Source organism: Devosia sp. LjRoot3 (genome assembly GCF_964252865.1).
Lineage (GTDB): Bacteria > Pseudomonadota > Alphaproteobacteria > Rhizobiales > Devosiaceae > Devosia.
Genome location: NZ_CAXUPK020000001.1, coordinates 235,687 through 259,923 on the forward strand (window position 1 = coordinate 235,687; position 24,237 = coordinate 259,923).

Annotated in this window: 25 protein-coding genes; 12 read left to right on the forward strand and 13 right to left on the reverse strand. The window is 63.6% G+C overall.

Annotated features, from left to right (window positions below):
- The first annotated feature begins 59 nt into the window (after nt 1-59).
- From ACSQ2A_RS01145 to rsmD, 3 genes are all read left to right on the forward strand, one after another.
- Nucleotides 60-761 (forward strand): hypothetical protein, encoded by a 702-nt coding sequence (locus ACSQ2A_RS01145; RefSeq protein WP_295410676.1) that lies wholly within the window; start codon nt 60-62, stop codon nt 759-761.
- Nucleotides 762-871: 110 nt separating this feature from the next.
- The gene (locus ACSQ2A_RS01150; RefSeq protein ID WP_436070744.1) at nt 872-2,788 is read left to right on the forward strand and encodes a pseudouridine synthase; all 1,917 of its coding nucleotides are present in this window, start codon (nt 872-874) and stop codon (nt 2,786-2,788) included.
- 3 nt (nt 2,789-2,791) lie between these two features.
- On the forward strand, nt 2,792-3,355 hold the full coding sequence (rsmD, locus tag ACSQ2A_RS01155; RefSeq protein ID WP_295410680.1) for a 16S rRNA (guanine(966)-N(2))-methyltransferase RsmD: 564 nt from the start codon (nt 2,792-2,794) through the stop codon (nt 3,353-3,355).
- Nucleotide 3,356: 1 nt separating this feature from the next.
- On the opposite strand, the gene ACSQ2A_RS01160 is transcribed toward rsmD, so the two are convergent.
- The 3 genes from ACSQ2A_RS01160 to ACSQ2A_RS01170 are packed head-to-tail and all read right to left on the reverse strand — an operon-like array spanning nt 3,357 to nt 5,392.
- Nucleotides 3,357-3,773, reverse strand: coding sequence for a Fur family transcriptional regulator (locus ACSQ2A_RS01160; RefSeq protein WP_436070745.1), 417 nt, complete (start codon nt 3,771-3,773; stop codon nt 3,357-3,359).
- A complete protein-coding gene (locus ACSQ2A_RS01165; RefSeq protein ID WP_436070746.1) occupies nt 3,763-4,581 on the reverse strand; it encodes a metal ABC transporter permease in 819 nt (272 codons plus the stop codon). The genes ACSQ2A_RS01160 and ACSQ2A_RS01165 overlap by 11 nt, the downstream gene beginning before the upstream one ends.
- Entirely contained in the window at nt 4,571-5,392 is an 822-nt protein-coding gene (locus tag ACSQ2A_RS01170; RefSeq protein ID WP_436070747.1) for an ATP-binding cassette domain-containing protein, read from the reverse strand. The genes ACSQ2A_RS01165 and ACSQ2A_RS01170 overlap by 11 nt, the downstream gene beginning before the upstream one ends.
- Nucleotides 5,393-5,506: 114 nt before the next feature.
- Between ACSQ2A_RS01170 and ACSQ2A_RS01175 the strand changes: the two genes are divergently transcribed.
- Both ACSQ2A_RS01175 and aztD read left to right on the forward strand, forming a co-directional pair.
- A complete protein-coding gene (locus ACSQ2A_RS01175) occupies nt 5,507-6,463 on the forward strand; it encodes a zinc ABC transporter substrate-binding protein (RefSeq protein WP_436070748.1) in 957 nt (318 codons plus the stop codon).
- Nucleotides 6,464-6,648: 185 nt separating this feature from the next.
- Nucleotides 6,649-7,833 carry a zinc metallochaperone AztD gene (gene aztD, locus ACSQ2A_RS01180; protein ID WP_436070749.1) on the forward strand — a complete coding sequence of 395 codons (1,185 nt, stop codon included), beginning with the start codon at nt 6,649-6,651 and terminating at the stop codon, nt 7,831-7,833.
- Between the two features lie 19 nt (nt 7,834-7,852).
- Here aztD and ACSQ2A_RS01185 read toward each other — a convergent pair whose 3' ends face one another.
- From ACSQ2A_RS01185 to ACSQ2A_RS01195, 3 genes are all read right to left on the reverse strand, one after another.
- Nucleotides 7,853-8,209 (reverse strand): DMT family protein, encoded by a 357-nt coding sequence (locus ACSQ2A_RS01185; RefSeq protein ID WP_295410689.1) that lies wholly within the window; start codon nt 8,207-8,209, stop codon nt 7,853-7,855.
- Nucleotides 8,210-8,291: 82 nt separating this feature from the next.
- The gene (locus ACSQ2A_RS01190) at nt 8,292-8,732 is read right to left on the reverse strand and encodes a CopD family copper resistance protein (RefSeq protein WP_436070750.1); all 441 of its coding nucleotides are present in this window, start codon (nt 8,730-8,732) and stop codon (nt 8,292-8,294) included.
- Nucleotides 8,733-8,796: 64 nt separating this feature from the next.
- Complete coding sequence (locus ACSQ2A_RS01195) at nt 8,797-9,051, reverse strand: DUF2164 domain-containing protein (protein WP_295410692.1); 255 nt, start codon at nt 9,049-9,051, stop codon at nt 8,797-8,799.
- Nucleotides 9,052-9,146: 95 nt separating this feature from the next.
- Here ACSQ2A_RS01195 and ACSQ2A_RS01200 point away from each other — a divergent pair, with 95 nt between their 5' ends.
- Nucleotides 9,147-9,800 carry a hypothetical protein gene (locus ACSQ2A_RS01200; protein WP_436070751.1) on the forward strand — a complete coding sequence of 218 codons (654 nt, stop codon included), beginning with the start codon at nt 9,147-9,149 and terminating at the stop codon, nt 9,798-9,800.
- Nucleotides 9,801-9,812: 12 nt separating this feature from the next.
- Nucleotides 9,813-10,409, forward strand: a complete 597-nt coding sequence (locus ACSQ2A_RS01205) for a hypothetical protein (RefSeq protein WP_436070752.1) — start codon at nt 9,813-9,815, stop codon at nt 10,407-10,409.
- Here ACSQ2A_RS01205 and ACSQ2A_RS01210 read toward each other — a convergent pair.
- From ACSQ2A_RS01210 to cobU, 3 genes are all read right to left on the reverse strand, one after another.
- Nucleotides 10,376-10,855: a hypothetical protein gene (locus tag ACSQ2A_RS01210; protein WP_436070753.1), complete on the reverse strand. Its 480-nt coding sequence runs from the start codon at nt 10,853-10,855 to the stop codon at nt 10,376-10,378. The genes ACSQ2A_RS01205 and ACSQ2A_RS01210 overlap by 34 nt on opposite strands.
- A 118-nt stretch (nt 10,856-10,973) precedes the next feature.
- A complete protein-coding gene (locus tag ACSQ2A_RS01215; RefSeq protein WP_436070754.1) occupies nt 10,974-11,870 on the reverse strand; it encodes a cation diffusion facilitator family transporter in 897 nt (298 codons plus the stop codon).
- Nucleotides 11,871-12,018: 148 nt separating this feature from the next.
- Complete coding sequence (gene cobU / locus ACSQ2A_RS01220) at nt 12,019-12,543, reverse strand: bifunctional adenosylcobinamide kinase/adenosylcobinamide-phosphate guanylyltransferase (RefSeq protein WP_436070755.1); 525 nt, start codon at nt 12,541-12,543, stop codon at nt 12,019-12,021.
- A gap of 265 nt (nt 12,544-12,808) precedes the next feature.
- Between cobU and ACSQ2A_RS01225 the strand changes: the two genes are divergently transcribed.
- The 4 genes from ACSQ2A_RS01225 to edd all read left to right on the forward strand — a co-directional run bounded on the left by ACSQ2A_RS01225 (nt 12,809) and on the right by edd (nt 17,875).
- Nucleotides 12,809-13,750 (forward strand): BadF/BadG/BcrA/BcrD ATPase family protein, encoded by a 942-nt coding sequence (locus ACSQ2A_RS01225; protein ID WP_436070756.1) that lies wholly within the window; start codon nt 12,809-12,811, stop codon nt 13,748-13,750.
- 12 nt (nt 13,751-13,762) lie between these two features.
- On the forward strand, nt 13,763-15,247 hold the full coding sequence (zwf, locus tag ACSQ2A_RS01230; protein ID WP_436070757.1) for a glucose-6-phosphate dehydrogenase: 1,485 nt from the start codon (nt 13,763-13,765) through the stop codon (nt 15,245-15,247).
- On the forward strand, nt 15,244-15,939 hold the full coding sequence (gene pgl, locus ACSQ2A_RS01235; protein ID WP_436070758.1) for a 6-phosphogluconolactonase: 696 nt from the start codon (nt 15,244-15,246) through the stop codon (nt 15,937-15,939). Before zwf ends, pgl begins: the two co-directional genes overlap by 4 nt.
- 121 nt (nt 15,940-16,060) lie before the next feature.
- The gene (gene edd, locus ACSQ2A_RS01240; RefSeq protein WP_295410712.1) at nt 16,061-17,875 is read left to right on the forward strand and encodes a phosphogluconate dehydratase; all 1,815 of its coding nucleotides are present in this window, start codon (nt 16,061-16,063) and stop codon (nt 17,873-17,875) included.
- Here edd and ACSQ2A_RS01245 read toward each other — a convergent pair.
- Nucleotides 17,868-18,998 carry a citrate synthase gene (locus tag ACSQ2A_RS01245; protein WP_436070759.1) on the reverse strand — a complete coding sequence of 377 codons (1,131 nt, stop codon included), beginning with the start codon at nt 18,996-18,998 and terminating at the stop codon, nt 17,868-17,870. The two genes, edd and ACSQ2A_RS01245, sit on opposite strands and share 8 nt — an antisense overlap.
- Before the next feature lie 84 nt (nt 18,999-19,082).
- On the opposite strand from ACSQ2A_RS01245, the gene ACSQ2A_RS01250 reads away from it, so the two are divergent.
- Complete coding sequence (locus ACSQ2A_RS01250; protein WP_436070760.1) at nt 19,083-20,153, forward strand: citrate synthase/methylcitrate synthase; 1,071 nt, start codon at nt 19,083-19,085, stop codon at nt 20,151-20,153.
- On the opposite strand, the gene ACSQ2A_RS01255 is transcribed toward ACSQ2A_RS01250, so the two are convergent.
- The 3 genes from ACSQ2A_RS01255 to ACSQ2A_RS01265 all read right to left on the reverse strand — a co-directional run bounded on the left by ACSQ2A_RS01255 (nt 20,129) and on the right by ACSQ2A_RS01265 (nt 24,063).
- Entirely contained in the window at nt 20,129-21,688 is a 1,560-nt protein-coding gene (locus ACSQ2A_RS01255; protein ID WP_436070761.1) for a VOC family protein, read from the reverse strand. The two genes, ACSQ2A_RS01250 and ACSQ2A_RS01255, sit on opposite strands and share 25 nt — an antisense overlap.
- Nucleotides 21,685-23,499: a DNA mismatch repair endonuclease MutL gene (gene mutL, locus ACSQ2A_RS01260; RefSeq protein WP_436070762.1), complete on the reverse strand. Its 1,815-nt coding sequence runs from the start codon at nt 23,497-23,499 to the stop codon at nt 21,685-21,687. Before mutL ends, ACSQ2A_RS01255 begins: the two co-directional genes overlap by 4 nt.
- An 81-nt stretch (nt 23,500-23,580) precedes the next feature.
- Entirely contained in the window at nt 23,581-24,063 is a 483-nt protein-coding gene (locus tag ACSQ2A_RS01265; RefSeq protein WP_436070763.1) for a RidA family protein, read from the reverse strand.
- Nucleotides 24,064-24,237 lie beyond the last annotated feature (174 nt).

The following is a 24,237-nucleotide window of genomic DNA, read 5'->3' on the forward strand; positions in this document are numbered from 1 at the left end:
ATCTGGCCTTAGGGCCTCAAATGCGCTATAAGCGCCGCCATTATCGTAAGGGACGTTTCATGCGTATTGGATTGACCGGCCACAATGGCCGTATTTCGGCCGCGGCGCGTGCAGTGCTGGCAGGGCTGGCCTTGGCGGCGACTTTGGCCCTGGGCGCCTGCACCACGGTCGAAGGCACCAATGCGCTGACCGATTTCGGCACCTTTGAACGCGACGTGTTGAACACGACCGCGCGCGGTGTCGGTCTTATCCCTGGCGAAGCGCCGAAGGAAGATTTGACCGCAGCACGCGCGCCGCTGGTGCTGCCGCGATCGGGCAACAATCTGCCGGCACCGAGCACGCAGGTCGCTGCGGCGCAGCTGCCGGCTGACAGCAATACCGTGCAGATCGATACCTCCAATCTTAGCGAGGCCGATATCCAGCGCCTGCGCAATGCCAAGGTTGTCGACCTGCGTTCGCTCTCTGGCCGTCCTTTGACGCCCGAAGAAGCCCGCGCGCTGACCGCTCGCATGAGCGCCGCCGGCATGCAGGTGACGGGAACCGCCGGTCGCCCGCTCTATCTGCCACCAGATGAATATTTTACCCGCGTGGGTAGTGCTGATCTCGTTTGCCGGGCCGCCAGCGGCGAGCTCGTTCCGCTCAGCGATGCGCGTTGCCCCGAGGAAGTGCGCCGTGCGCTGCGAGCGCAAGGCCCGAGCAGCACGATGCTGAGCGGTGGCGCCAGCGCCAAGCTGACCACGAACGAAGTTACCAACCAGTAGTACCAGATCTACTGGAGCTGACCCTGTTTGGCGGCCGGATGATCCGGCCGCCTTTCGCTTTCTCCGCGCCGCCCAAAATGGGTCCCGCATGACATGGAAGTCCTGTTCGCATGAGCGACACACCAAAACCCGAAACCGCTGATCGTCTCGCCAAGGTCATGGCCCGCGCCGGCCTCTGCTCCCGCCGCGATGCCGAAGGCTGGATTGCCGCCGGCCGCGTCATGGTCAATGGCAAGAAGGTCATTACCCCGGCCTTCAACGTCACGAGCCGCGACAAGATCACGGTAGACGGACAGCCGCTGGCCGAGCGCCAGGGCACCCGCATCTGGCTCTACCACAAGCCCGCCGGGTTGGTGGTGACCGAGAAGGACCCGGAGGGTCGCCCGACCATCTTTGAAGCTCTCGAAGAGCAGGGTCTGCCGCGCGTCGTTACCGTGGGCCGTCTCGATATCAATACCGAGGGCCTGCTGCTCCTCACCAATGATGGCGGGCTCAAGCGCGTGCTTGAATTGCCCTCCACCGGCTGGCTGCGCCGCTATCGCGTGCGTGCCTATGGCTTTGTGACCCAGGCGCAGCTCGACGCGCTCAAGGACGGCATCACCGTCGAGGGGATCAATTATGGCCCCATCGAAGCCACGCTCGAACGCGAGCAGGGGCACAATGTCTGGATCGTTGTGGGTCTGCGCGAAGGCAAGAACCGCGAAGTCAAGAATGTGCTCGGGGCGCTGGGTCTTGAAGTGAACCGCCTGATCCGCGTTTCCTATGGTCCGTTCCAGCTCGGCGACCTCAAGGAAGGTCAGATCGAGGTGGTGAAGGCCAAGATGCTCAAGGACCAGCTTGGCAAGAAGCTGGCCGAGGCGGCCAATGTCGATTTCGACAGCGATATGCCCGAAGGTCTGTTCCCGCCCCCACGGCCCAGCAGCGAATCGCCGCGTGGCCGCTCGCCTCGCGGCGCCGCGGCCGGTGGCGGGCGCTTTGATTCTCGCGGTGGGTCCGATGACCGCCGCTCGTTCCGCGACGATGATCGCCCGGTGCGGCCGCGCCGCATTCATTTTGACGACGATGGCCGCGCGCCGGAAGAATATGAACCCAAGGGTCCGGGCCGTCCGGCGCGTGCGCGCGTTGACGCTGACGACCAGCCGGCGAGCAACTATGGCCGTCCGCCGATCCGGGCGCCGCGGCCGGATCGTGCCGATCGCCCGGCGGGTGACCGCAAATCGTTTGGTGACAAGAAGCCCTACGGGGACAAGAAGCCGTATGGCGACAAGAAGCCTTACGGCGAGCGCCCGTCTTTTGGCGACAAGAAGCCCTATGGCGATCGCAAGCCCTATGGTGACAAATCGTTCGGTGAACGGCCGCAGCGCAGCCGTCGTCCGGATGGCGATGAGCGTCCAGCCCGCAGCTTTAACGATCGTCCGCCGCGTCGCGATGATGACCGTCGTGGTGGTGGCGAGCGCCCGCAGCGCGGCTTTGGTGACAAGCCAGCGCGTAGCTTCGGCGATCGTCCGGCGCGCGGTGGTGATCGTCCATTCGGCGACAAGCCCGGTCGTGGTTTTGGTGACCGTCCATCTCGTGGTGGTGGTGAGCGTCCCGCACGCCCGTTTGGCGACAAGCCGGGCCGCAGCTTCGGCGATCGTCCGGCCCGTGGCGGCGAGCGCCCGGCACGTTCGTTTGGCGACAAGCCCGGCCGTAGCTTCGGTGATCGCCCGGACCGCGGCGACCGTCCCTCGCGTCCGTTCGGTGACAAGCCCGCGCGTGGGCCCCGTTCGGATCGTCCGCAGCGTGCTTTTGACGATAGCCGGCCACAGCGCCGCGATGATCGCCCGGGTCAGGGCCGCCCGCAGGGCGGTCGCCCCGGTGGCCGACCTGAAGCTGGCCGCCCCGGCGGTCGGCCCGAAGGCGGACGTCCCGGTGGTGCGCGCCCGACGGGTGGACGTCCCGGCGGACGCCCAGAGGGCGGCAAGCCATTTGGTGGCAAGCCGAGCGGCGGCGGTCGTCCTTCCGGCCCGCGCAAGCCGCGCGGCTAAGCCATGCGGATTGTCGCCGGTAAGTTTCGCGGCAAGCAGCTCAATTCGCCGTCGGACGATTCCATTCGCCCGACGGCAGACCGCGTGCGCGAAAGCATGTTCAATATATTGGGGTCACGGCTCGGGCCGGTGCTGGAGGGCAAGCGCGTGCTTGACCTTTTTGCCGGCACCGGGGCGCTGGGGCTCGAAGCCCTGTCGCGCGGCGCGTCCCATGTCACCTTTGTCGATGTCGGTGCGGAATCGCGCGGGCTGATCCGTGATCACATCCAGGCTTTTGGCGTGGCGGGCATTACCAAGCTGCTGCGTCGTGATGCGACGGGGCTGGGGACGCCGGGCACGTTCGGGCAGTTCGATCTTGTTTTTCTCGATCCGCCCTATGGGCAGGGTCTTGGCGAGAAGGCGCTGGCTGAACTGGCCGGCAATGGCTGGCTGAAACCCGGCGCAACGCTGGTCTGGGAAGAGAGCGTCGATGTGCCGGTGACGGTGCCAGAAGGCTTTACGCTCGATGACGAGCGCGAATATGGCGCTGCCGCCGTGCGGTTTCTGACGTTTGGAGAGGCGGCCTAACTCAGGCCGCCTTTTTGAGGCAATCCGCGCAGCGGCCGCGGATTTCCATGGTGGTGCGTTCCACCTTGAAGCCGCCATTGCGGGCCCAGGTGCCCAGCCGCTCTTCGATCACTTCATCGGCGAATTCATCGACCTTGCCGCAGCTTTCGCAGATGGCGAAGGCGATGAGGCCCTTGCGATGGCAATGCATGTCGGCGCAGGCGACGAAGGCGTTGAGCGATTCAAGCCGATGGGCGAGGCCCCGGTCCACGAGCTTGTCGAGCGCGCGATAGACCTGCAGTGGGGCGCGCAGGCCATCGCCACGCAGCTTGTCCAAAATGTCATAGGCGCTGAGTGGGCCCATCGAGGCCGTCAGCGTGCCCAGCACCAGTTCCTGATTGCGGGTGAGGTCCGTCGGAATGTCGTGACTATGCGCCATGGCTTTCTCTCCTGCCGAACAATCTTGCGGTCGGTACCGTGAGCGAGACGAGGAAGATCAGCAGCGCCGCGACGACAATGGACGGTCCTGAAGCGGTATCCCAGGTGAGCGAACCGTACAAGCCGGCGACAACCGATGCTGCACCGAGAACTGCTGCGACGAGCGCCATGATTTCAGGCGTGGCGCTGAGGCGGCGGGCGGTGGCGGCGGGAATGATCAGGAGCGAGGTGATCAGGAGGACGCCGACGAGTTTCATGGCAATGGCGATGACCGAGGCCATGAGCAGCATGAGGAGGATACGGCTGACTTCGGGTTTCAGGCCCTCGGCCTCGGCGAGTTCGGGGCTGACCGTGGCGGCGAGGAGCGGGCGCCAGTTGAGCGCGAGGATGGCCAGGATGGCAATACCGCCGCCATAGATGATGTAAATGTCCTCCATCGAGACGGCGAGGATGTCGCCGAAGAGGAAGCCCATGAGGTCGATGCGGACCTGCGTGAGAAAGCCCACAAGCACGAGGCCGACGGCGAGGGAGGAGTGGCTGAGGATGCCGAGGAGGGCGTCGGTGGAGAGCGTGTTCTGGCGTTGTAGGAGGAGCAGCGCACCGGCGACGAGGGCGGCGACGGCGAAGACGCCAAGGGTCATGTTGATCGAGAGCAGAATCGAAATGGCGACGCCGAGCAGAGCCGAATGGGCCATCGTGTCGCCAAAATAGGCCATGCGGCGCCAGACGACGAAACAGCCGAGCGGGCCGGTGACGGCGGCAAGGCCGATGCCGGCAACGAGCGCGCGGGAGAAGAAATCACCGAGCATGGTCGTGCTCCGAGTGATCGTGATGCACATGCCCGTGGGGGTGCTCGTGCTCGCCATGTTGGCCGACCACGCACCCGTCGTCGTGGTGTTCGTGGTCGTGATGGTGTTCGTAGATCGCCAGTGTTTCGGCGGCGCGGGCGCCGAACAGGGCGAGATATTCCGGGCTGCGCTTGACGGCGGCGGGGGTGCCGCGGCAGCAGACGTGGCCGTTGAGGCAGATGACGGTGTCGGTTTCGGCCATGACAACGTGAAGGTCGTGGCTGATCATCAAGATGCCGGCCTGGGTCGTGTCGCGGATGCTGCGAACCAGTTCGTAAAGCGCCACTTCGCCGGAGAAATCGACGCCCTGTACCGGCTCGTCGAGGACGAGGAGATCGGGTTTGCGGATCATGGCGCGGGCGAAGAGCACGCGCTGGAATTCGCCACCAGAAAGCTCCTGCACGGCGGCGTGCAGCAGGCGGCCGGCGCCGACGGCGGCGAGGGCAGATTCGATTTCGGGGCGGGAGAAACGGCCAGTCAGGGTCATCAGGCGCTCGACCGTTAGCGGGAGCGTCCAGTCGATGCTGAGCTTTTGCGGCACATAGCCGATCTTGAGGCCGGGTTTTCTCGATACCGTACCGGTCGAGGGCTTCAGGACACCCGTCGCCATTTTGGCGGTGGTCGATTTTCCCGAGCCATTGGGGCCGATGAGCGTGACGATTTCGCCGCGCGCGATGGAGAGGTCTACGCCCTCGACGAGGACGCGGCCGCCACTGCGAACCCCGGCATTGGTGAGCGTGATGAGCGTTTCGCCCTTCATGCGCATGTCCATGAATGTTTCCACAAGTGCACTTGACGCTGTCATTTACGTTATAGCATAACACTGCCGCAAGCGTAATAACATAACATATCGTTCGCGATATGGAGCAGACAAGAGGTGCCTTACATGAACCGGCTGATCCCCTTTGCCACACTCGCAGGCCTTTTGCTGACTGGTACGGCCATGGCGGCGCCCAATGTGGTGGCCTCGACAAAGCCTGTGCATTCATTGGTTGCCGCTGTGATGGCCGGGGTGGGTGAACCCAGCCTGATCGTCAAGGGCGCGGCCTCCCCACACACCTATTCGCTGCGGCCTTCGGATGCCTCGGCGCTCGAAAATGCCGATATCGTGTTCTGGACCGGGCATGGCATGGAACTGTTCCTTGCCGATGCGCTGGAGACGCTGTCGACCAAGGCGCAGACGGTGGAGCTGGCGGAATCGGAGGGGATTGAGCTGCTGCCCATGCGCGAGGGCGGGGCATTCGAGGCGCATTCGCATGGCGATGAGGACCATGCTCACGAAGGGCACAGCCATGATGATCATGGTGGCGACCACGCGCATGAACACGAAGAAGGCGACATGCATTTCTGGCTCGATCCGGAAAATGCCAAGCTGATGGTGGCGAACATTGCCCAGGTGTTGAGCAAGGCCGATCCAGAGAACGAGGCGACCTATCAGGCCAATGCCGAGGTCGAAATCGAAGCGCTGGGTGCGCTCGAAAATGAGATTTCGAGGACGCTGGACGGGGTCAAGGACAAGCCTTTCATCGTCTTCCACGATGCCTACCAGTACTTCGAGAGCCGCTTTGGGCTTGAAGTGGCGGGGACGATCACCGTTTCGCCTGAGGCCATGCCGGGCGCGGCGCGGGTCGATGAACTGCGCAAGAAGGTGAGCGAACTGGGCGCCACCTGCGTGTTTGCCGAGCCCAATTTCGAGCCTGCTATTGTCAGCACCATCGTGGAGGGCACCGAGGCCAAGGCCGGGGTGCTTGATCCCGAGGGAAGTGCGCTGACCGAAGGGCCGGGGCTTTATGGCGATCTGCTGCGTGGCATCGCGGTGGGGCTGGTGGACTGCCTGGGGTAGGACGGTTCCCGCGAAAGCGGGAAGCTCCCAACGCCAAAACAGAGATTCCCGCTTTCGCGGGAATGACGCGGTGGGTTTGAAGGCCTCTTAGCGACCCGGAATGGACGCTGCCCTTTGACGGGGAGTGCCTTTGCTCGCCCGAATTTTCGCCTTTCAACGTAACGTTCTAACATATCGGAGTAACTATGCGTCATATCCTTACGTCTCTTCTTCTTGCCACGGCGCTGACCGTGCCGGCCCTGGCCGATGATGTCACCGCGTGGCGGCTGTTCGTCAGTGATCATGCGCAGGGCAAGGTGACGGCCCTCGATGCCGTCAGCGGCGATGTTCTGGGCAGCTTTGCCCTGAAAAGTCCCGCTTCGCTCGTTGCCAGTGAATCGGGCGAGGCGGTGTTTGCCGTGCAGGGCGCGGGCAATCAGGTTTCGGCCATTCGCTCGGGTATTGCCGTGGATGATCATGGTGATCACGGCGATATCGAGGTCTCCGAACCGACCCTGGTCGACGCCATAGTCGAAGGCCAAAAGCCGGCGCATTTCGTCGAGCATGATGGCAAGGTCGCGCTGTTCTTTGATGGCTCGGGCAAGGTCGATCTCTTCAGCCCGCATGAATGGGCGGATGAGGGCAAGGTCACTGCCACCCAGCTCAACAGCGGCACGCCGCATCACGGGCTTGCCGTGCCGTGGGGTGATTTCACGCTGGTTTCGACCGCCAATGCCGAAGACGAGAAGAAGCCGCGTATCGGGCTCAATGTGATCGACGCTGCAGGCAATCTGGTGGGCGAGACCCATGCCTGCCCCGATCTTCATGGCGAGGCTGCCTCGGGTAATCTGCTCATCGTTGGTTGCGGCGATGGCGTGCTGATTGTTTCAGGCTCTGGCGAACCGCAGGTGACCAAGCTCGACTATACCGGTCTGCCGGAGGGCAAGACCACGACGCTCATCGGCGGCAAGGGGATGCAGTATTTCCTCGGCAATTATGGAGCCGACAAGGTGGTGATCATCGATCCCGCCGAGGCCGCGCCCTATCGTCTCGTCGACCTGCCGACGCGGCGCGTGCATTTCGTCGCCGATTCCGTGCGGCCGAAGTTTGCCTACATTTTCACCGAGGACGGTTTTTTGCGGCAACTCGATGTGGTGAGTGGGGAACTGGTGCAGTCGGTCAAGGTGACCGAGCCTTATTCCATGGATGGCGAATGGAGCCTGCCGCGGCCGCGCATTGCGGTGGCGGGCGACAAGGTTGCCGTGACCGATCCGCTGAAGGGTGTGGTGCATATCGTGGACGTGGCTGATTTTGCCCTCGCGGGTGAAATCGCGGTCGATGGCGCACCCTACAATATCGTCGCCGTTGGTGGCTCGGGCAGCCAGCACTGATCCCAGGCAGGAGGGGCCGCTACTTTAGCGGCCCCTTGAAGATGAAGAAGGCGCCGAGTGCGATGAGCGCAAAGCCGATGCCATGGTTCCAGGTGAACTTTTCGCCCAAATAGAAGACGGCAAAGAGCACGAAGACCGAGAGGGAAATGACCTCCTGAATGGTCTTGAGCTCGGCGCCCGAATAGACGCCATAGCCGATGCGATTGGCGGGGACGGCGAGCCAGTATTCGAAGAAGGCAATGCCCCAGCTGATGAGCACGACGGTCCAGAGCGTGGCGCTCGGGAACTTGAGATGCCCATACCAGGCAAAGGTCATGAAGACATTGGACGCGATCAGCAGGCCGATTGGTGCCAGCGTGGCAAAGTTGAAGCCCAAGGCTTCCTCCAGCAAGAGCAGATGATTCCGGGGCTCCTCATAGCATTGCCGCGGCGTGCCAAGCCCCAAGAATTTCGCTGAGCTACCAGGCGAAATAGAACATGGATTTGGCGAGTATCACGATCAGCACCATGTGGATGAAGACGCTGATATGGGTGAGCCGGAACCGCTCGGAGGTCATGCAGCCGGTTGAGGCTGCGCGCATGGCAGTGATGAAGTGGACGAGGACGCTGAGGGCCAGCGCAATCTTGATGGCCAGGAGCACCGAAAAGGAATTGTTCCAGTGAAGGCCCGAGGACGAAAACTGCTCGTAGCCTAGGTAGAAGCCGCTGAGGAACAGCGTCCCCACCACCCATGGCATGATCTGGCGGGCGCGGCGCACGAGGCTGGTTTCGACCGCCTCCATTGTGGCATGGCCCAGATGGGGGCGCATGCCCTCGAGAATAAATACCTCGAAGAACACCACGCCGATAAAGGCGGTGGCACATAGAAGGTGGATGATGACGGCATAGGGATAGAGCATGGCCGGCCCCAGATAAGCTGATTATCTGAGTAGGGTTTGCCCGGCCACGTCGTCAAGCACGCCCCTAGCGCAGATGCTTGGTGGGTTGCTCCAGCGCAAAGATCTCGTCGGAGAGGCTTTCCACCTGCTTGCGGATCAACGCCTGCGCGTCATAAAGGCCGCGATTGTAGTAATAGGCGCCCATCTTGTCGGCGAAGAACTGCATCAGCATTTCGGCCGGAATGGCGCCAATGGACTGATCCAGCTCCAGGCGAAAATAGTCCTGAATCTCGCCGACAATGGCCTTGGTCTCTTCACGGTCGAACTTGATCGGTTTCATGGAAAAACTCCTTCAGCCCCGGTTCATAGCGCGAGTCGCCAATTGTCGGCACGCGCAAGCTCGGCCAGAATGCCGCAGCTTGAGGAGGACGTTTCATGATCGCCCGCATTTCGCTGCTTGCCCTGAGCCTTGCGCTTGTTGCCGTGCCCGCCGTGGCCAAGGACAAGGCGAAAACAGCGCCGGCCGCGCCAGTGGCTGTGACCTGCGATGGTGTTTTTGGGCCGAAGAGTTCGGATGCGCTGGTGCGGGAAACCTTTGGCGAAGACAATGTCGAGACGGGCATGGTCTATGGTGTCGAAGGCATCGAGTTCATGGCGACGACTGTCTTTCCCGACGAACCCGACCGCGTAATGCAGTTCAGCTGGTGGGACGAGGAAAAGCTCGAATATCTCAGTTCTCTCGAATTGGCGCCGAGCCAGGAAACCCCGACCGGCATCAAGATCGGCATGAGCGTCAAGGAAGTGGAGGCCATCAATGGCGAGCCTTTCACCATTGGCGGCTTCTGGTGGGACTATGGCGGCGGCGCCGTGTTCGAAACGGGCGCGCTGGCCAATCCCGAGGCCGGCTGCGGCTTCTGGATCCGCTTTGCGCCGACGGACGACTATTCTGAGGACGTGGATGTGACCCCCGTCTCCGGCGAAGTGACAGTACCGTCGTCAGAGCCGCTGCTGGAAACGCTCGATGTGCGCGTGCAATCGATCAACTTGGGCTATCCATGGCCTGAGGAACTGCCGCAACCGGACTATTGAGGCGGGAACGGCATGCACAACACGATCATCTATCTCATCGGCCACTATGGCGTGGGCAAGCTCACGGTCGCCAGGCGGATTGCCGCGACGACCGGCGCGCGGCTGTTCGACAATCACCTGGCCAATAACGTCATCTTCTCGCTGATCCGCGAGGACGGAAGGACAAAGATTCCTGACGGCGCCTGGGACCTGATCATGACCATCCGGCGCCAGGCGCTGACGGCAATGGCCGAGATCGCTTCGGCCGATGCGAGTTTTGTGCTCACCAATGCCCTGATGGAGGACGATCCGCTGGATCGTCTGATTTATGACGAGGTGGTAGCGACCTCGGCGCGGCGGGGCAGTGTTTTCGTGCCGGTGTTTCTGTCGGCCTCGGCGGCCGCCCATGCCGTCCGCATCCCTTCGGCCGAGCGCGAAGAGCGGCTGAAAATGACCGATGCGGCGGGCGCCGCCCATGTGCGCAAGATGCGGCCGCTATTGGCTGTAGACCATCCTCACCGGATCGATCTTGAAACCACCGACCTGCCGCCGGAGGAAGTCGCACGGCGCATCGTCGCCCATGCAGAGCATTGTGCTCAGCAGATCGCAACCAGCGAGGCGGTCAGCTGATCGACCAGAGGATCGAGTTTTGGCCGGTCTGACTGAGCATAGTCGAGCCGGAGCGCGGCGTAGCTCTGGCCATCGCAAAGCGCAATCATGCGCTGGTGCAGCACACGGCCAGATCTGGTCGCCGACCAGATGGCCCAGGTGGGTGTGGTTGACTGCGCGGTGAGGCCCCAGCCGGCGCCGGTATCTTCGGCAAGGCGGGCATGGGCCTCGGATTCAAAATCCGGCTCGGTGACGAAATAGCCGCCCCAGACCGTCAGGCGAGCAACGCGGCCATCGAAGAGAAAAACCTGGCCATCGCCATTGGTGCTTTCGCCCTGGCCTTCGAAACCGGGCGGGATGTCGATGCCATAGGCGTAGCGTGCGTTTTCATAATAGCCCCAGATGGCCTGGGCCATGGCTGGCATGGCGAGGGCAAGGGCGGCGATAGCGGCGAGAACGAAGCGCATGGCGCGATTCTGACTGCGTCGCGGTCGGGCGGCAAGGGGCAACGACCCAATCGTTTGCCGCCGCTTCCCCAAAACGCGATTGTCACCCGGGACTAGAAACCGAGCAAGGCGAGCGGCGCTAAACCACCACGATCCCGGCATGCTTGGCCTTGTTCTCCGGCTCGACATGGATGGTGATCTGCACGTCCTTCACTGCCTCGCGCAGTTTCGCTTCGATGCAATCGCAGATGGTGTGGGCGGCTTCGACGGTCATGGCGCCAGGAACGACGAGGTGAAAGTCGATAAAGGTCAGCTTGCCGGCCTGGCGGGTGCGAATGTCGTGCGCCTCGATGGCGCCGTCGGCATTCTGTGAAATCACCTCGCGGATGGTTTTTTGCGTTTCGGGCGGCAGGGCGACGTCCATCAGGCCGCCGACGCTCTCGCGGATCACAGCCCAACCGGACCAGAGGATGTTGAGCGCGACGAGCGCCGCGAGCACCGAGTCGAGAATGGCAAGGCCGGTGGCGTAGACAAGCGCAAGGCCGACGAGAACGCCAAACGTTGAAACCACGTCGGTCATCAGGTGCTTGGCGTCGGCCTCAAGGGCGGGCGAGCGGACGCGGTGGCCATGGCGCCGCAGGACAATGGCCCAGACCAGATTGATGATGGTTGCGACGACGCTGACGGCAATACCCTGGACGCCGGCCTCGGGCAGTTCGGGGGCAATGAAGCCGAAATAGGCTTCGCGCAGGATGAGGATGGCGGCGACGATGATCATGACGCCGACAAGCACGGCCGAGAAATATTCGGCCTTGTGATAGCCATATTGCAGCGCGGCATCGGCAGGGCGCTGCGCCAGCCGCACGGCGATCAGCGCGGCGATGGAGGTCACCACATTGACGATCGATTCGAGCGCATCGGAATAAAGCGCGATCGAACCGGTCAGATACCAGGCGAGAAATTTCAGGCCCAGCACGGCAAGGCCTATGCCCAGACTGGCCACGGCAATGGCGAGTGTGCGATCGGTGATGGCCATGGGGAGCTCCGGAATGGATTGTCACCCGCCATAGCGGTAATGGTGGAGTCTCGCAAGTTGTTGTATTTGCGAGTGATTTTCAGAAGCATTTGTATCTGAGCGGCGCCCGGGCAAGCCCTTGATTGCGCAGACTCTTCCGCCAGGTGCCTTAAGTCGGCGCCGCGCCCTTCATGGTCAGCGGCAGGCCGGCGGCGACGAAATAGACGTCGTCGCACACTTCGGCCAGGCGCTGGTGGGCGGAGCCGGCAAGATCGCGAAATGTGCGGGTCATGGCATTTTCGGGCTCGATGCCGAGGCCGACCTCGTGGCTGATGAGGATCACCTTGGCCTCGTGGAATTCCATCAGCGTGGCACAAAGCTCGCCGACCGCGGTGGCGACGTCTTCGTTGGCCATCAAGAGGTTGGTGATCCAGAGCGACAGGCAATCGACGAGTACGGCATCGTGTTCCTGACCGGCTTCGATAAGCGCGCGGGAGAGCAGAAGCGGCTCTTCACGGGTGGCAAAACGGCCGGTCCGGCCGGTGCGGTGGCTTTCGACGCGCTCGCGCATATCCCCGTCCAGGGCCTTGGTCATGGCCAGATAAAGGGGTCTCTTGCCCGAATGGAGGGCGAGCCGTTCGCCAAAGGCGGTCTTGCCTGAGCGCGCGCCGCCCAGAACCAGTGCGTGGCGCATGGATTTTCATCCTCCGAAAGCCGTCGCTGTGGCGATAAAACCCATCGGCGGGCCAAGGCGTTCCAGCCTCAAGCGCATTTGCGTGAACCTGCCATGCGAAACCTGGCCTTGGCTGGTCGATTTTGTCCGATATGCTACTTTCGTCTTAGCTTCTTTCGCATTATGGTCCGCGCCGAAACGACACCTTAGGGTGTGGCTCTGCGTCGGGTAGGGCAAGGTCCAATCCGGCGATTCCCGTAGCCCATCCCCCTTATGGAGAGACTGCGTGCCCCGATATTATCTTGGCGTCGACGGCGGTGGCACCAATTGCCGCGTGCGTTTGGCCGACGAGAATCTGGTGACGCTGGCCGAAGTGAAGAACGGCCGTTCCAATCTGCAGATCGATGCCGGCGATCCCGCCTATAAGGCGATCAGCGACGGCACCCGCGATGTGTTTAAGGCGGCCGGCGTCGATTTCGCCGAAACCGCCAATACCTATGCCTGCTTCGGCATGGCGGGCGGTCGCATGGATACGGCCCGCGCCGAGTTTGCCGCGCGGCCCTGGCCCTTTGCGGGCGTAAAAGTCTATGACGACATCGACATTGCCCATGCCGGTGCCCTGGGTGGGGGCGAGGGTGGTGTGGTCATCATCGGCACCGGTTCGGCGGCCATGTCGATCGTTGGTGGCACGCGCTATCAGGCCGGCGGCTGGGGCTTTCACATCGGCGACCAGATGTCGGGCGCCATCCTCGGTCGTGAACTGGCTCGCTACACCGTCGAGGCCGAAGATGGCCTTGCCGAAGGCTCGCCGCTGACCAAGGCGGTGGCAAATGCGCTCGGTGGCGACAATCAGGGCATCATGACCTGGTCGTTTGCGACGGCCATGGACCTGAAGCTCTTGAGCGACGATGGCTCGGAAGGGTGCGACGACGCGCTGATCGGCCGGGCGCCGGGCGAGTATGGCAAGCTGATGCCGCTCTGGTTCGACTATCTCGAGCAGAACGACCCGGTGGCGCTCAAACTGCTCGACGTGCAGATGGGCTATATCGACACCTATGTGCGCTGGTTCAAAAGCCACGGCGCCGAGGTGATGGCCATTGTCGGCGGTCTCGGCCAGCGGCTGTTCCCGCGGCTGACCGAGCGCTACGGCAATTTTGTCGCCCTGCCGCAATTCGAACCCCTGCATGGCGCTGTTATTCTCGCCAAGCAAAACTTCGCCTCAAACTAGGGACTACGCCTCGTGTCCAGCCGCATCATTCCTGTCCCCGCTTTCGACTATGTGGTGTTCGGCGCCACCGGCGACCTGACCAAGCGCAAGCTCATTCCGGCGCTCTACCACCGTTTCAAGGACGGCCAGTTCGACGAGAACAGCCGCATCATCGGCGCGTCGCGCTCGAAACTCACCGAGGCCGATTTCCAGAAGACGGCGCGCGAGGCCATCCAGCAGTTCGTCGAGAAGGAATATCAGGATCAGGCGGTGATCGACCGCTTCATCAAGATATTCACCTATGTGCCGGTCGATGCCAGCAAGCCTGAGGAATCGGGTGATCTGGGCGCAGCGCTGCGCGATGATCCCGCGATTGTCCGCGCTTTCTACCTTGCAGTGGCGCCCGACCTCTTCGAGCCCATCGCCGAATATCTCGACGCCAAGAAGCTTTATCGCCGTGATGCCCGCGTCGTGATCGAAAAGCCGCTGGGCCACGATCTTGAATCGTCCATCGCGATCAATGATGGCGTGTCGAAAATTTTCCAGGAAGATCAGGTCTACCGCATCGACCACTATCTCGGCAAAGAGACGGTGCAGAACCTGCTCGCGCTGCGCTTTGCCAATACGCTCTTCGAGCCAGTCTGGAACTCGGCCCATATCGACCACGTGCAGCTGACCGTCGCTGAAAGCGTCGGCGCCGGTACGCGCGGCTACTATGACGAATCCGGCGCTCTGCGCGACATGATCCAGAACCACATGCTGCAGCTGCTGTGCCTTGTGGCCATGGAGCCGCCCGCCAGCGACGACGCCAATGCGCTGCGCGACGAAAAGCTCAAGGTCCTGCGTGCTCTGCGCCGCATCACCAATGGCGACGTGGCCAAAAACACGGTGCGCGGCCAGTATCGCGGCGTGAAGTCGGAAACCGTGTCGGTCGCCGGCTATCAGGACGAACTGCCCGAGGAAAAGAAGGGCAGCCGCACCGAAACCTTTGTGGCGCTGAAGGCTGAAATCGAAAACTGGCGCTGGTCCGGCGTGCCGTTCTACCTGCGTACGGGCAAGCGCATGGCCGAGCGCGTCTCGGAAATCTGCATCCAGTTCAAGCCCATTCCGCACTCGATCTTCGACCATGCCGAAGGCGCGCCGCGGCCGAACAAGCTCATCATCCGCCTGCAGCCCGACGAGGGCGTCAAGCTCATGCTGATGAACAAGGATCCGGGTCCGGGCGGCATGCGCCTGCGCGAAGTGGCGCTGAACCTCTCCTTTGCCCAGGCTTTCAACGAGCGTACGCCGGAAGCCTATGAGCGCCTGCTGATGGACGTGGTGCGCGGCAGCCAGACGCTGTTCATGCGTCGCGACGAGCTGGAAGCGGCCTGGATGTGGGTCGACCCGATCCGTGAAGCCTGGGACCGTTCGAGCGAACCGCCGCAGAGCTATACCGCCGGCACCTGGGGCCCGAGCGGCGCCGTGGCCCTGATCGAGCGAGATGGCCGCTCCTGGTATGAGGGTCCCCTCTCGTGAGCATCGACCGCCGCAGCTTTGCCGACAAGCCGACCCTCGCCAAGGAATTGGCCGAGGCCATTGCCGACCGTATCCGCAATGCCATTGCGGAGCGCGGCGAGGCTGCCATTGCGGTAAGCGGCGGTTCGACGCCCGGCAAGTTCTTCATGGCGCTCGGCAAGATGCGGGATATCGACTGGACTAAGGTCGTTGTCACCCTCGTCGACGAGCGCTGGGTCGACGAGACCAGCGATCGCTCCAATGCGCTGCTGGTCAACGAGAAGATGCTGCAGGGTCCCGCGGCCGTGGCCCGCTTCTTCCCGCTCTATTCGGGTGGCGACGAACCCACCGCGGAACAGGTGGCCAAGACCAATGCGCTGGTCTCGACGCTGCCAAAACCCTTTGCGGCGGTGATCCTCGGCATGGGCAATGACGGGCATACGGCGAGCTTTTTTCCGGGCGGCGATACGCTCAATGAGGCGCTGAAATCGCAGGGCCCGACCCTTGCCATTCGCGCCCCAGGCGCGGGCGAGCCACGCATTACCTTTACGCTGCCGCGTCTGATCGAGACCGACGGCCTCTATCTCCACATCGAAGGCGACGAAAAGGCCGCGGTGCTGGACAAGGCGCTGGGCGATGGTCCCGTCGAGGACATGCCCATTCGCGCCGTGCTGCGCTCGGATGCGCCGCTAGCTGTTTACTGGTGTCCGTAAAACCCCTGGGGCGGTCCCCAATCGACCGCCCTGGCCGTTGAACGCACCAGTCATCGTTGCAAGGAATACCGCGCCAGCGGCCCCCCTTTGGCGCGCCCTTGCCCTATAGGAGCGTAGAACCATGACCGTCCGCCAGGCAATCCAGGACGTGACCGACCGCATTGCGGCCCGCAGCCGCGACACGCGCCGCGACTATCTCAATCGCCTCGACGCCGCGCGCGAAGCCGGCGTTTATCGATCGACGCTCTCCTGTGGCAATCTCGCCCATGGCTTTGCCGCCTGCACGCCTTCGGAAAAGGCGGCGCTCGCCGGCAACAAGACGCTCAATCTCGGCATCGTCACCAGCTACAACGACATGCTGAGCGCCCATCAGCCCTATCAGTTCTATCCTGACATCATCAAACAGGCGGCGCGCGAGATCGGCGCGACGGCACAGGTGGCGGGTGGCGTTCCGGCCATGTGCGATGGCGTGACCCAGGGCATGCCGGGCATGGACCTGAGCCTGTTTTCGCGCGATGTGATCGCCATGGCGACGGCCATTGCGCTCTCGCACAACATGTTCGATGCGGCCGTTTATCTTGGTATCTGCGACAAGATCGTGCCTGGTCTGGTCATCGGTGCGCTGAGCTTTGGCCACCTGCCGGCCGTGTTCATCCCCGCCGGGCCCATGCCCTCGGGCCTGCCGAACGACGAAAAGAGCAAGATCCGCCAGCTCTATGCCGAGGGCAAGGTTGGTCGCGCCGAACTCCTCGAAGCCGAAAGCAAGTCCTATCACTCGGCCGGTACGTGCACGTTCTACGGCACGGCCAATTCGAACCAGATGCTCATGGAAATCATGGGCCTGCACCTGCCGGGCGCCAGCTTCGTCAATCCCGGTACCCCGCTGCGCGACGCACTGACCCGCGAGGCAACCAAGCGCGCGCTGTCGCTGACTGCGCAGGGCAACGACTATACGCCCATCGGCCACATCATGGACGAGAAGGCCTTTGTGAATGGTCTCGTCGGCCTTCATGCCACGGGCGGCTCGACCAACCACACCATGCACCTGATCGCCATGGCGGCCGCGGCCGGCCTGCAGGTGACCTGGGACGACATGAGCGACCTCAGCGATGCGACCCCGCTCCTCGCCCGCGTCTATCCCAATGGCGTAGCCGACGTGAACCATTTCCACGCGGCCGGCGGCATGGGCTTTTTGATGCGCGAACTGCTCGATGACGGTTATCTGCATGATGATGTGAAAACGGTCTGGGGCAATGGGCTGCATAATTACACGGTTGAAGCCAAGCTGATCGAAGACAAGTTGGCGTTTGAACCGGCCCCCGCCGAAAGCGCGCTGCCGAAAGTGCTGACCAGCACCAAGACGCCGTTCCAGACGACGGGCGGGCTAAAGCTGCTCACCGGCAATCTCGGCCGCTCCGTGATCAAAGTGTCGGCGGTGAAGCCTGAGCATCGCGTAGTGGAAGCGCCGGCGCGCGTTTTCCATAGCCAGGATGGGTTGCAGGCGGCGTTCAAGGCGGGTGAACTGACCGGCGATTTCATTGCCGTGGTGCGTTTCTCCGGTCCCAAGGCCATCGGCATGCCGGAACTGCACAAGCTGACGCCGTCGCTCGGCATCATGCAGGATCGCGGTTTCAAGGTGGCGCTTCTCACCGATGGCCGCATGTCGGGTGCTTCCGGAAAGGTGCCGGCGGCGATCCACATGACGCCGGAAGCCAACGATGGCGGCCCCATCAGCAAGATCCGCGATGGCGACATGATCCGGCTCGATGCCAATGAAGGCACGTTGACCTTCCTTGGCGACGAGAAGGAATTCTTCTCGCGTACTCCGGCCAGCGAAGACCTGCGCCCCTCGCACTATGGTATGGGCCGCGAACTCTTTGCCGGGTTCCGGAGCCTGGTGGGTGTCGCTGATCGCGGCGCGAGCGTTTTCAACTAGGCAAGTCGCCGACATAGCGGGCGCGCGGCCTGATCAGCGCGCCCGTTTCAATTTGCTCCAGCGCATGGGCGAGCCAGCCGACGCAGCGCGCCAGGGCAAAAATCTGCAGCGGCGCATCGTCGGGCAGGTCATGCGCAGCGACGAGGGCGGAGAGGGCGAAGTCGATATTCGGCTTTTCGCCGCTGAGCCTTTCGCCGGTTTCGGCCAATTCTGCAAAAAGCGCGGGAACGGCGAAGGTCGCCATCAGGGCCGGCGCGCGTACGTCGTGGTCGGGATAGAGCCGGTGTCCGAAACAGGGCAGGGGGCGGCCCTGTCGCAATAGGCTGGAGATGGCGGTTTCGACACCGTAGCGCTTTGCGTCGCGCACGAGGGCGCCCATGCTGAGGCTGGCTGTGCCGTGCAGGGGCCCGGAAAGGGCGGCAAGGCCAGCGAGCACGGAGGCGGCCAGCGGGGCGCCGGTGGAAGCGGTGACGCGGGCTGCAAATGTGGAAGCATTCAGTTCATGCTCGGCCAAGAGGACGAGGGCGCAGCGCAGGGCGTTGGCAGCTTCGGGGCGTTGCCATTGGGCGGCTAAGCGTTCGTGGACGGGGCCGGTGCGAGCGCCGGTAATGGCGGAGGCGACGAGGGACACGACAAGCGTAGAATCCTTGATGAGGACACTGCGCGCCCGGCCCGAGGGCGGCATCTGGGTGGCAGCGAGTTCCGCCACTTGCCGATAGGCGGCGATGAGGCCGGTATCGGCGCCTGTTGTCGTCATGGTGCCGAAATCGACCGGAGCGGATGTGCTCCAAAGCAGTTTTGCCATGTCTTCGAGCGTCGCCGTCTTGGCAAGCTCCGCCGCGTCCTGCCCCCGGATGTAAAAGTGGCCATTGGCAACAGTAGAAATAGCGGTGGAGAGAACCGGTTCACCCCAGGCGATGCTTTCCGCGGCCACTGTCGTCGCCGGGCGGCGGCCCTTCTGGCGGGCGGCGAGGCGTTCGACATCGTCCTGCCGATAGAGGCTGCGGCGCGGGTCTTCCGGATCGGGACGGGCGGCAATGCGACCGCGGCTGACATTGGCATAGAGCGTCTGCGGCTTGGTGCCGAGAAGGGCAAGGGCGGCTTCCGCGGATATCCAGCTCATGGCGTCTCACATTGATCAATTGCATCAAGATTGACGTCAATCTTGATGTGGCCAATCTAGCGGTAAAGACGAAGGAGACGCAACATGTCTGGACTGGATGATGTCATTGCCGCTGAAACCACGCTGTCGGAAGTCGATGGCGCCAATGGCCGGCTGGTGATCTGCGGATACAGGCTCGACGAACTGGCCGGGTCCAAATCCTATGAGGAGGTTCTGGCGCTGCTTGCGGGCGAAGTGCTGCCGCGTGGCGCGGCGCTCAAAACCCGGCTGGGCATGGCGCGACTGCGTGCCTTTGCCGAGGTCGCCTGGCTCGACGAGGCCATTCTGGCGCTCTCGATCACCGAGGGGCTGCGGGCGCTGATGGCGCGGCTGCCCGATAGGGAAGACGCCGATACAGCGCTGTTGCTCGTGGCGGCTCCGGCCGTGTTCGTGCCGGCTTTGGTACGGCGCAAGGCGGGGCAGGCGGCGATTGCGCCCGATCCGGCGCTGGGTCATGCCGCGGATATGCTGGCCATGCTCAAGGGCAAGGCGGTGAGCAAGGCGGAGGTCGATGCGCTCGATACCTATCTCGTGACCGTGAGCGATCATGGGCTCAATGCGTCCACCTTTGCCGCGCGGGTCGTGGCTTCGACACGGGCCGGCTATACTTCGGCCGTGCTCGCGGCGCTGGGGGCGCTGAAGGGACCGCTGCATGGCGGAGCGCCGGGGCCGGTGCTCGATATGCTCGATGCTGTGGGGACGCCGGAGCGGGCGCAGTCCTGGCTGACGGGCGAACTGGCACGCGGCGAACGGCTAATGGGCTTTGGCCACCGCATCTATCGCGTGCGCGATCCGCGGGCCGATGCGCTGAAGGGCGCGCTGACGCGATTGGGCGCGGCAGGCGATATGGATGCGGAGCGGGTGAAACTCGCCGAGGCGGTGGAGCGCGAGGCACTGGCGCTGCTGCGGCTCAAGAAGCCGGACCGGGCGCTCGATACCAATGTGGAATTCTTCACCGCCTTGCTGCTGGAAGCGCTGGGCTTTCCGCGCGATGCCTTTACCGGCGTTTTTGCCGCGGGCCGCGTCGGCGGCTGGCTGGCCCATGCGCATGAGCAGGTGGCGAACGGGCGGCTGATCCGCCCGCAATCGCGCTATGTGGGGCCCAAGGCCGCCTGATCCCGGAGCCATTCGGCAATGGCAGGCGCATCCTCTGCGCCGAGCCCGTGGCCGGCAGCGAGCACGCGGACAGTCACCGTTGCGCCATTGGCGCGCATGGCTTCGGCGAGCTTTTCGCCCTGACCGCGGAAGGCGTCGGTTTCGCCGAGGAGGATGAGGACGCTGGTGCCGGAAAGGTCGGTTTGCGGGACTTCGTCGAGCACCATGGCCGGGCGGATGAGCACGGCGCGGCGGACGAAGCCGGGATGCAGGAGCAAGGCGGCGGCGAGGAGATTGGCGCCGTTGGAATAGCCCAGAGCGACGAGCTTTTCCGGCTCTAGCTGATAGGCGGTGCGAATCTCGCCGAAAAAGGCTTCGAGGGCGCCGGATTCGAAACGGATGTCCTTCTGGTCGAAGATCGACGGCCCAAAACTGCGGAACCAGCGCTGCACGCCGCTTTCGGTGCTGCGGCCGCGCATGCCGAGCAGCGTCGCGTTTGGCGCGGCGCGGTGGGCAAGCGGCATCAGGTCGGTTTCATTGCCGCCGGTGCCGTGGAGGAGGGCAATGGTGGTGCCGTCCGGGCTTTCGGGCGTGAAGAAGCGGTGCTTGTAGATGAGGTCGCGATAGACGACGCGCTCTTCGCCGGGCAGGCCGAACTGGGGCAGCATGACCTTTACTGCCTCGGGATCGGGCGTGTCGGGCGGCATGAACAGCGTGTGGCCGAGCTTTTCGAGCGTCTCGTCGAGCGTGAAGCCGGGGCCGTCGCTGGCCATTTCGATCAACACATTGCCGGGCTCGCGCACATAGAGCGAGGTGAAATATTGCCGGTCGTGGAGATTGGTCATGCTCGAATTGAGCTTGCGCAATTCACGCTCGACGGCTTCGACTTCGGCCTCATCCTTGGCGCGGACGGCGACGTGGTCGGCTGTGCCGGTGCCGGGGACACCGGGCCAGAAGCCGGCGGCGTCGCGGATGTCGAGGACATCGCCGACATCGGAAACCAAGCGCTGGATCGGGCCTTCGACGGGGCCAGCGCGGAAGCCAAAGTTGCGGGTGAGGAAGGCGGTGGTTTCTTCCTGCACTTCCGAAAGCAGGGTGACGCCGCGAATGCGACGGATCGCGTGTTCGGCGGGAATGTCGGTTTCAGGCATGGTCAGCGTGGGCAGGTTGGCGCTGACGAGTTTTATCACCACGCCATCGGGATCGCGGAGGCGGAGGACGGTTTCGCCGAATTCCTGCGCTGTGCCCTCGACCTTGACCTGATGGGTCAGGGCGCGTTCTAGCCAATAGCCGATGGAGCCTTGGGGGATGGCGAGGGAGAGTTCGCTGACCTGGCCGGCACCGGCCTGGCCCGATGAGCCGCCCTGCCAGACGAGGAAGGTGATGAGCGAGCCGGGAGAAGCTGCGTAGTCGCCGTAGAAGAGGTGCAGCTGGCGCGCGTCTTCATAGCCGCCGGTGCGCTTGACGAGGCGGAGGCCGAGAAAGCCGACATAGAAATCGACATTGGCCTGCACGTCACCGGTTATGAGGGTGACGTGGTGGATGCCGGAGGTCATCGGCTTCTCCCGAAGAGGCGCTCGATGTCGCCCTTTTTCAGTTCGACATAGGTCGGGCGGCCGTGGATGCACTGGCCGGAATGGGGCGTCGCTTCCATGTCGCGGAGGAGGGCGTTCATTTCGTCGACGCGCAGGCGTCGGCCGGAGCGGACGGAGCCGTGGCAGGCCATGCGGCCGATAATGGCTTCCATGCGATCGGTCAGCGCCGCGGCGCTTTCCCATTCGGCGAGCCCATCGGCGAGATCGCGAATGAGGCTGTCCACGTCGCTATTGCCCAGGATCGCCGGGGTTTCGCGCACGGCAATGGCGCGGGGGCCGAAGCGGTCGAGATAGAGCCCGAATTTTTCAAGTTCCGGCGCCGCTTCTTCGAGGAGCGTGCAGTCTTCCTCGGGCAGCTCGACAATGATCGGGATGAGCTGGGCCTGGCTCGCGACGGGGCCGGAGGTGAGCTGGGCCTTGAAGCGCTCATAGACGAGACGCTCATGGGCAGCGTGCTGATCGACCAGCAGCAGGCCCTTGTCGCTCTGGGCGATGATGTAATTGTCGAACATCTGGGCGCGGGCGGTGCCGAGGGGATAGTCGACGATCTCGGGTGTTTCCGGAACGGCTTCGACGCGGGCGCTGGGCTCGGTGAAGCCGCTGAACCGGCCGGGAGAGCGGTCGAGATTGAGCGGGGCAGTGCTTGGCGCGTAGCCGTAGCTCGTCGGGCGCGGCGGGGCCAAAGTGGGCGTATAGCCGATGGGCTCGGAAGCCGGGGCCATTTCGGGGGCGGTGAAGGCGCCGAGGATATCTTCGGCGACGCTGTTGGAGGCCTTGAAGCCGGCGGCGGCGAGGGCGACGCCAATGGCGCGGATGACGGCACCGCGAATGGCGCCCTGGTCCTGGAAGCGCAGTTCGGCCTTGGCCGGGTGCACGTTTACGTCGACTTCGGCGGGATCGATGGCGACGTAGAGGGCGACGACCGGGAAGCGGTCGCGGAAGACATAGTCGGCATAGGCTGCGCGGATGGCGCCGACCAGCACCTTGTCGCGGACCGAGCGGCCGTTGACGAAGTAGAACTGCGACAGAGAATTGGCGCGGGTATAGGTCGGAAGACCCGCCATGCCGGCGACGACGACGCCGTGGCGCGCCATGGCGAGGGGCACGGCATTATCGACGAAATCGGCGCCCATGACCTGGCCGAGGCGGGCAGCGAGCGCGCCTTCGCCCGTGATCGCCGGCCAATTCGACATCATCCGGTCCGAGCCTTCGAGGATGAAGTGGATTTCGGGATTGGCCATGGCGAGGCGCTTGACCACATCGGTGATCGCGGCTGTTTCCGAGCGGGCGCTTTTGAGGAATTTGCGGCGGGCGGGGACCTGCGCGAAGAGATCGCGCATCTCGATTGTTGTGCCGCGGTTCATTGCCTGCGGCATGGGGCCGGTGCGGCGGCCATTGTCGACGACGACGGCAAGGCCGGTTTCGGCATCGGCCGGGCGGGAGGCGACGGAGAGGCGGGAGACCGAGCCGATGGAGGCCAAGGCTTCGCCGCGGAAGCCGAGGGTGCGGATATCGTCGAGATCGTCTTCGCTGAGTTTGGAGGTGGCGTGGCGCTCGACCGAAAGCATCAGGTCGTTCTGGTCCATGCCGTGGCCGTCATCGGTGATGCGGATGAGATCCATGCCGCCATTGGCCGTGGCGATGGTGATGCGACGGGCGCCGGCATCGATGGAATTCTCGACCAGTTCCTTGACGACGCTGGCGGGGCGCTCGACCACTTCGCCGGCGGCGATGCGGTTGATCAGGTCTTCGGGCAGCTGGCGAATGGGCAAGGCGATTCTCCTTGCCCACAATATAGGGGAGGCCGCGCCGCTTTCCGACCCGGAATGGCATTTGTGCCCAGACGGGTCGACCTAATCGAGCACGACCACCGCCTCGACCTCGAACAGCATGGGGTCGATGGCCAGTTTCGGCACGGGCACCAGGGTCTGCGCCGGCAGGTTGGCACCGAACATTTCCATGACGTTCTGGGTCAGCACGCCGAGCTTGGACATATCGTGGTCGACGACATAGACGGTGAGCTTGGCGACCTGATCGGGGCTGGCGCCGATCCCCTCAAGCGCGGCGCCGAGATTGGCATAGGCCTGTTTGACCTGGGTGGCGAAATCGGGCGAGAGGCCGCCAGTGCTGTCCTGGCCGCCCTGGCCGGAAATATAGGCGATGCGGGCATTGGGCGCCACGATCACTGCCGTGCTGTAGCCATTGGGCGAGGGGTCGCCGAGATTGGGCGGGTTGACGATGGTCAGCTTGTTCTCGGCCGCGTTGGCCGGTGCGGCAAATGCTGCAGTCATGATGATGGTTCCTCCGATGATGAGACGCGTGATGGCGTTTGGCATGATGTCCTCGTGGCCTTGCGGATCGCGGCGCGCGGCCGGTTTCCGACACGATTGAACTTTGCTGCGAATGTCTCTAGGCAAGACTCGTACGGTGTACGAATTTATTGCATCGTACGTTGTACGAGTCAATCGCCGGCAATGGACAAGGCTTGTCCTGGTGGTCAGAATTGAGCG

What these genes read in the sequence shown, in the direction of transcription:
- ACSQ2A_RS01165 (WP_436070746.1), bottom strand. Translation starts at nt 4,581, where the DNA reads ATGCTCGGTGATTTCTTCTCCCGCGCGCTCGTTGCCGGCATCGGCCTT.
- cobU (WP_436070755.1), bottom strand. Translation starts at nt 12,543, where the DNA reads ATGCGCCACGCACTGGTTCTGGGCGGCGCGCGCTCAGGCAAGACCGCC.
- ACSQ2A_RS01205 (WP_436070752.1), top strand. Translation starts at nt 9,813, where the DNA reads ATGCACAACACGATCATCTATCTCATCGGCCACTATGGCGTGGGCAAG.
- ACSQ2A_RS01215 (WP_436070754.1), bottom strand. Translation starts at nt 11,870, where the DNA reads ATGGCCATCACCGATCGCACACTCGCCATTGCCGTGGCCAGTCTGGGC.
- ACSQ2A_RS01145 (WP_295410676.1), top strand. Translation starts at nt 60, where the DNA reads ATGCGTATTGGATTGACCGGCCACAATGGCCGTATTTCGGCCGCGGCG.
- edd (WP_295410712.1), top strand. Translation starts at nt 16,061, where the DNA reads ATGACCGTCCGCCAGGCAATCCAGGACGTGACCGACCGCATTGCGGCC.
- ACSQ2A_RS01255 (WP_436070761.1), bottom strand. Translation starts at nt 21,688, where the DNA reads ATGACCTCCGGCATCCACCACGTCACCCTCATAACCGGTGACGTGCAG.
- ACSQ2A_RS01170 (WP_436070747.1), bottom strand. Translation starts at nt 5,392, where the DNA reads ATGGACATGCGCATGAAGGGCGAAACGCTCATCACGCTCACCAATGCC.
- rsmD (WP_295410680.1), top strand. Translation starts at nt 2,792, where the DNA reads ATGCGGATTGTCGCCGGTAAGTTTCGCGGCAAGCAGCTCAATTCGCCG.
- ACSQ2A_RS01160 (WP_436070745.1), bottom strand. Translation starts at nt 3,773, where the DNA reads ATGGCGCATAGTCACGACATTCCGACGGACCTCACCCGCAATCAGGAA.
- ACSQ2A_RS01190 (WP_436070750.1), bottom strand. Translation starts at nt 8,732, where the DNA reads ATGCTCTATCCCTATGCCGTCATCATCCACCTTCTATGTGCCACCGCC.
- aztD (WP_436070749.1), top strand. Translation starts at nt 6,649, where the DNA reads ATGCGTCATATCCTTACGTCTCTTCTTCTTGCCACGGCGCTGACCGTG.
- ACSQ2A_RS01200 (WP_436070751.1), top strand. Translation starts at nt 9,147, where the DNA reads ATGATCGCCCGCATTTCGCTGCTTGCCCTGAGCCTTGCGCTTGTTGCC.
- ACSQ2A_RS01175 (WP_436070748.1), top strand. Translation starts at nt 5,507, where the DNA reads ATGAACCGGCTGATCCCCTTTGCCACACTCGCAGGCCTTTTGCTGACT.
- ACSQ2A_RS01210 (WP_436070753.1), bottom strand. Translation starts at nt 10,855, where the DNA reads ATGCGCTTCGTTCTCGCCGCTATCGCCGCCCTTGCCCTCGCCATGCCA.
- ACSQ2A_RS01265 (WP_436070763.1), bottom strand. Translation starts at nt 24,063, where the DNA reads ATGCCAAACGCCATCACGCGTCTCATCATCGGAGGAACCATCATCATG.
- ACSQ2A_RS01150 (WP_436070744.1), top strand. Translation starts at nt 872, where the DNA reads ATGAGCGACACACCAAAACCCGAAACCGCTGATCGTCTCGCCAAGGTC.
- ACSQ2A_RS01195 (WP_295410692.1), bottom strand. Translation starts at nt 9,051, where the DNA reads ATGAAACCGATCAAGTTCGACCGTGAAGAGACCAAGGCCATTGTCGGC.
- ACSQ2A_RS01250 (WP_436070760.1), top strand. Translation starts at nt 19,083, where the DNA reads ATGTCTGGACTGGATGATGTCATTGCCGCTGAAACCACGCTGTCGGAA.
- ACSQ2A_RS01245 (WP_436070759.1), bottom strand. Translation starts at nt 18,998, where the DNA reads ATGAGCTGGATATCCGCGGAAGCCGCCCTTGCCCTTCTCGGCACCAAG.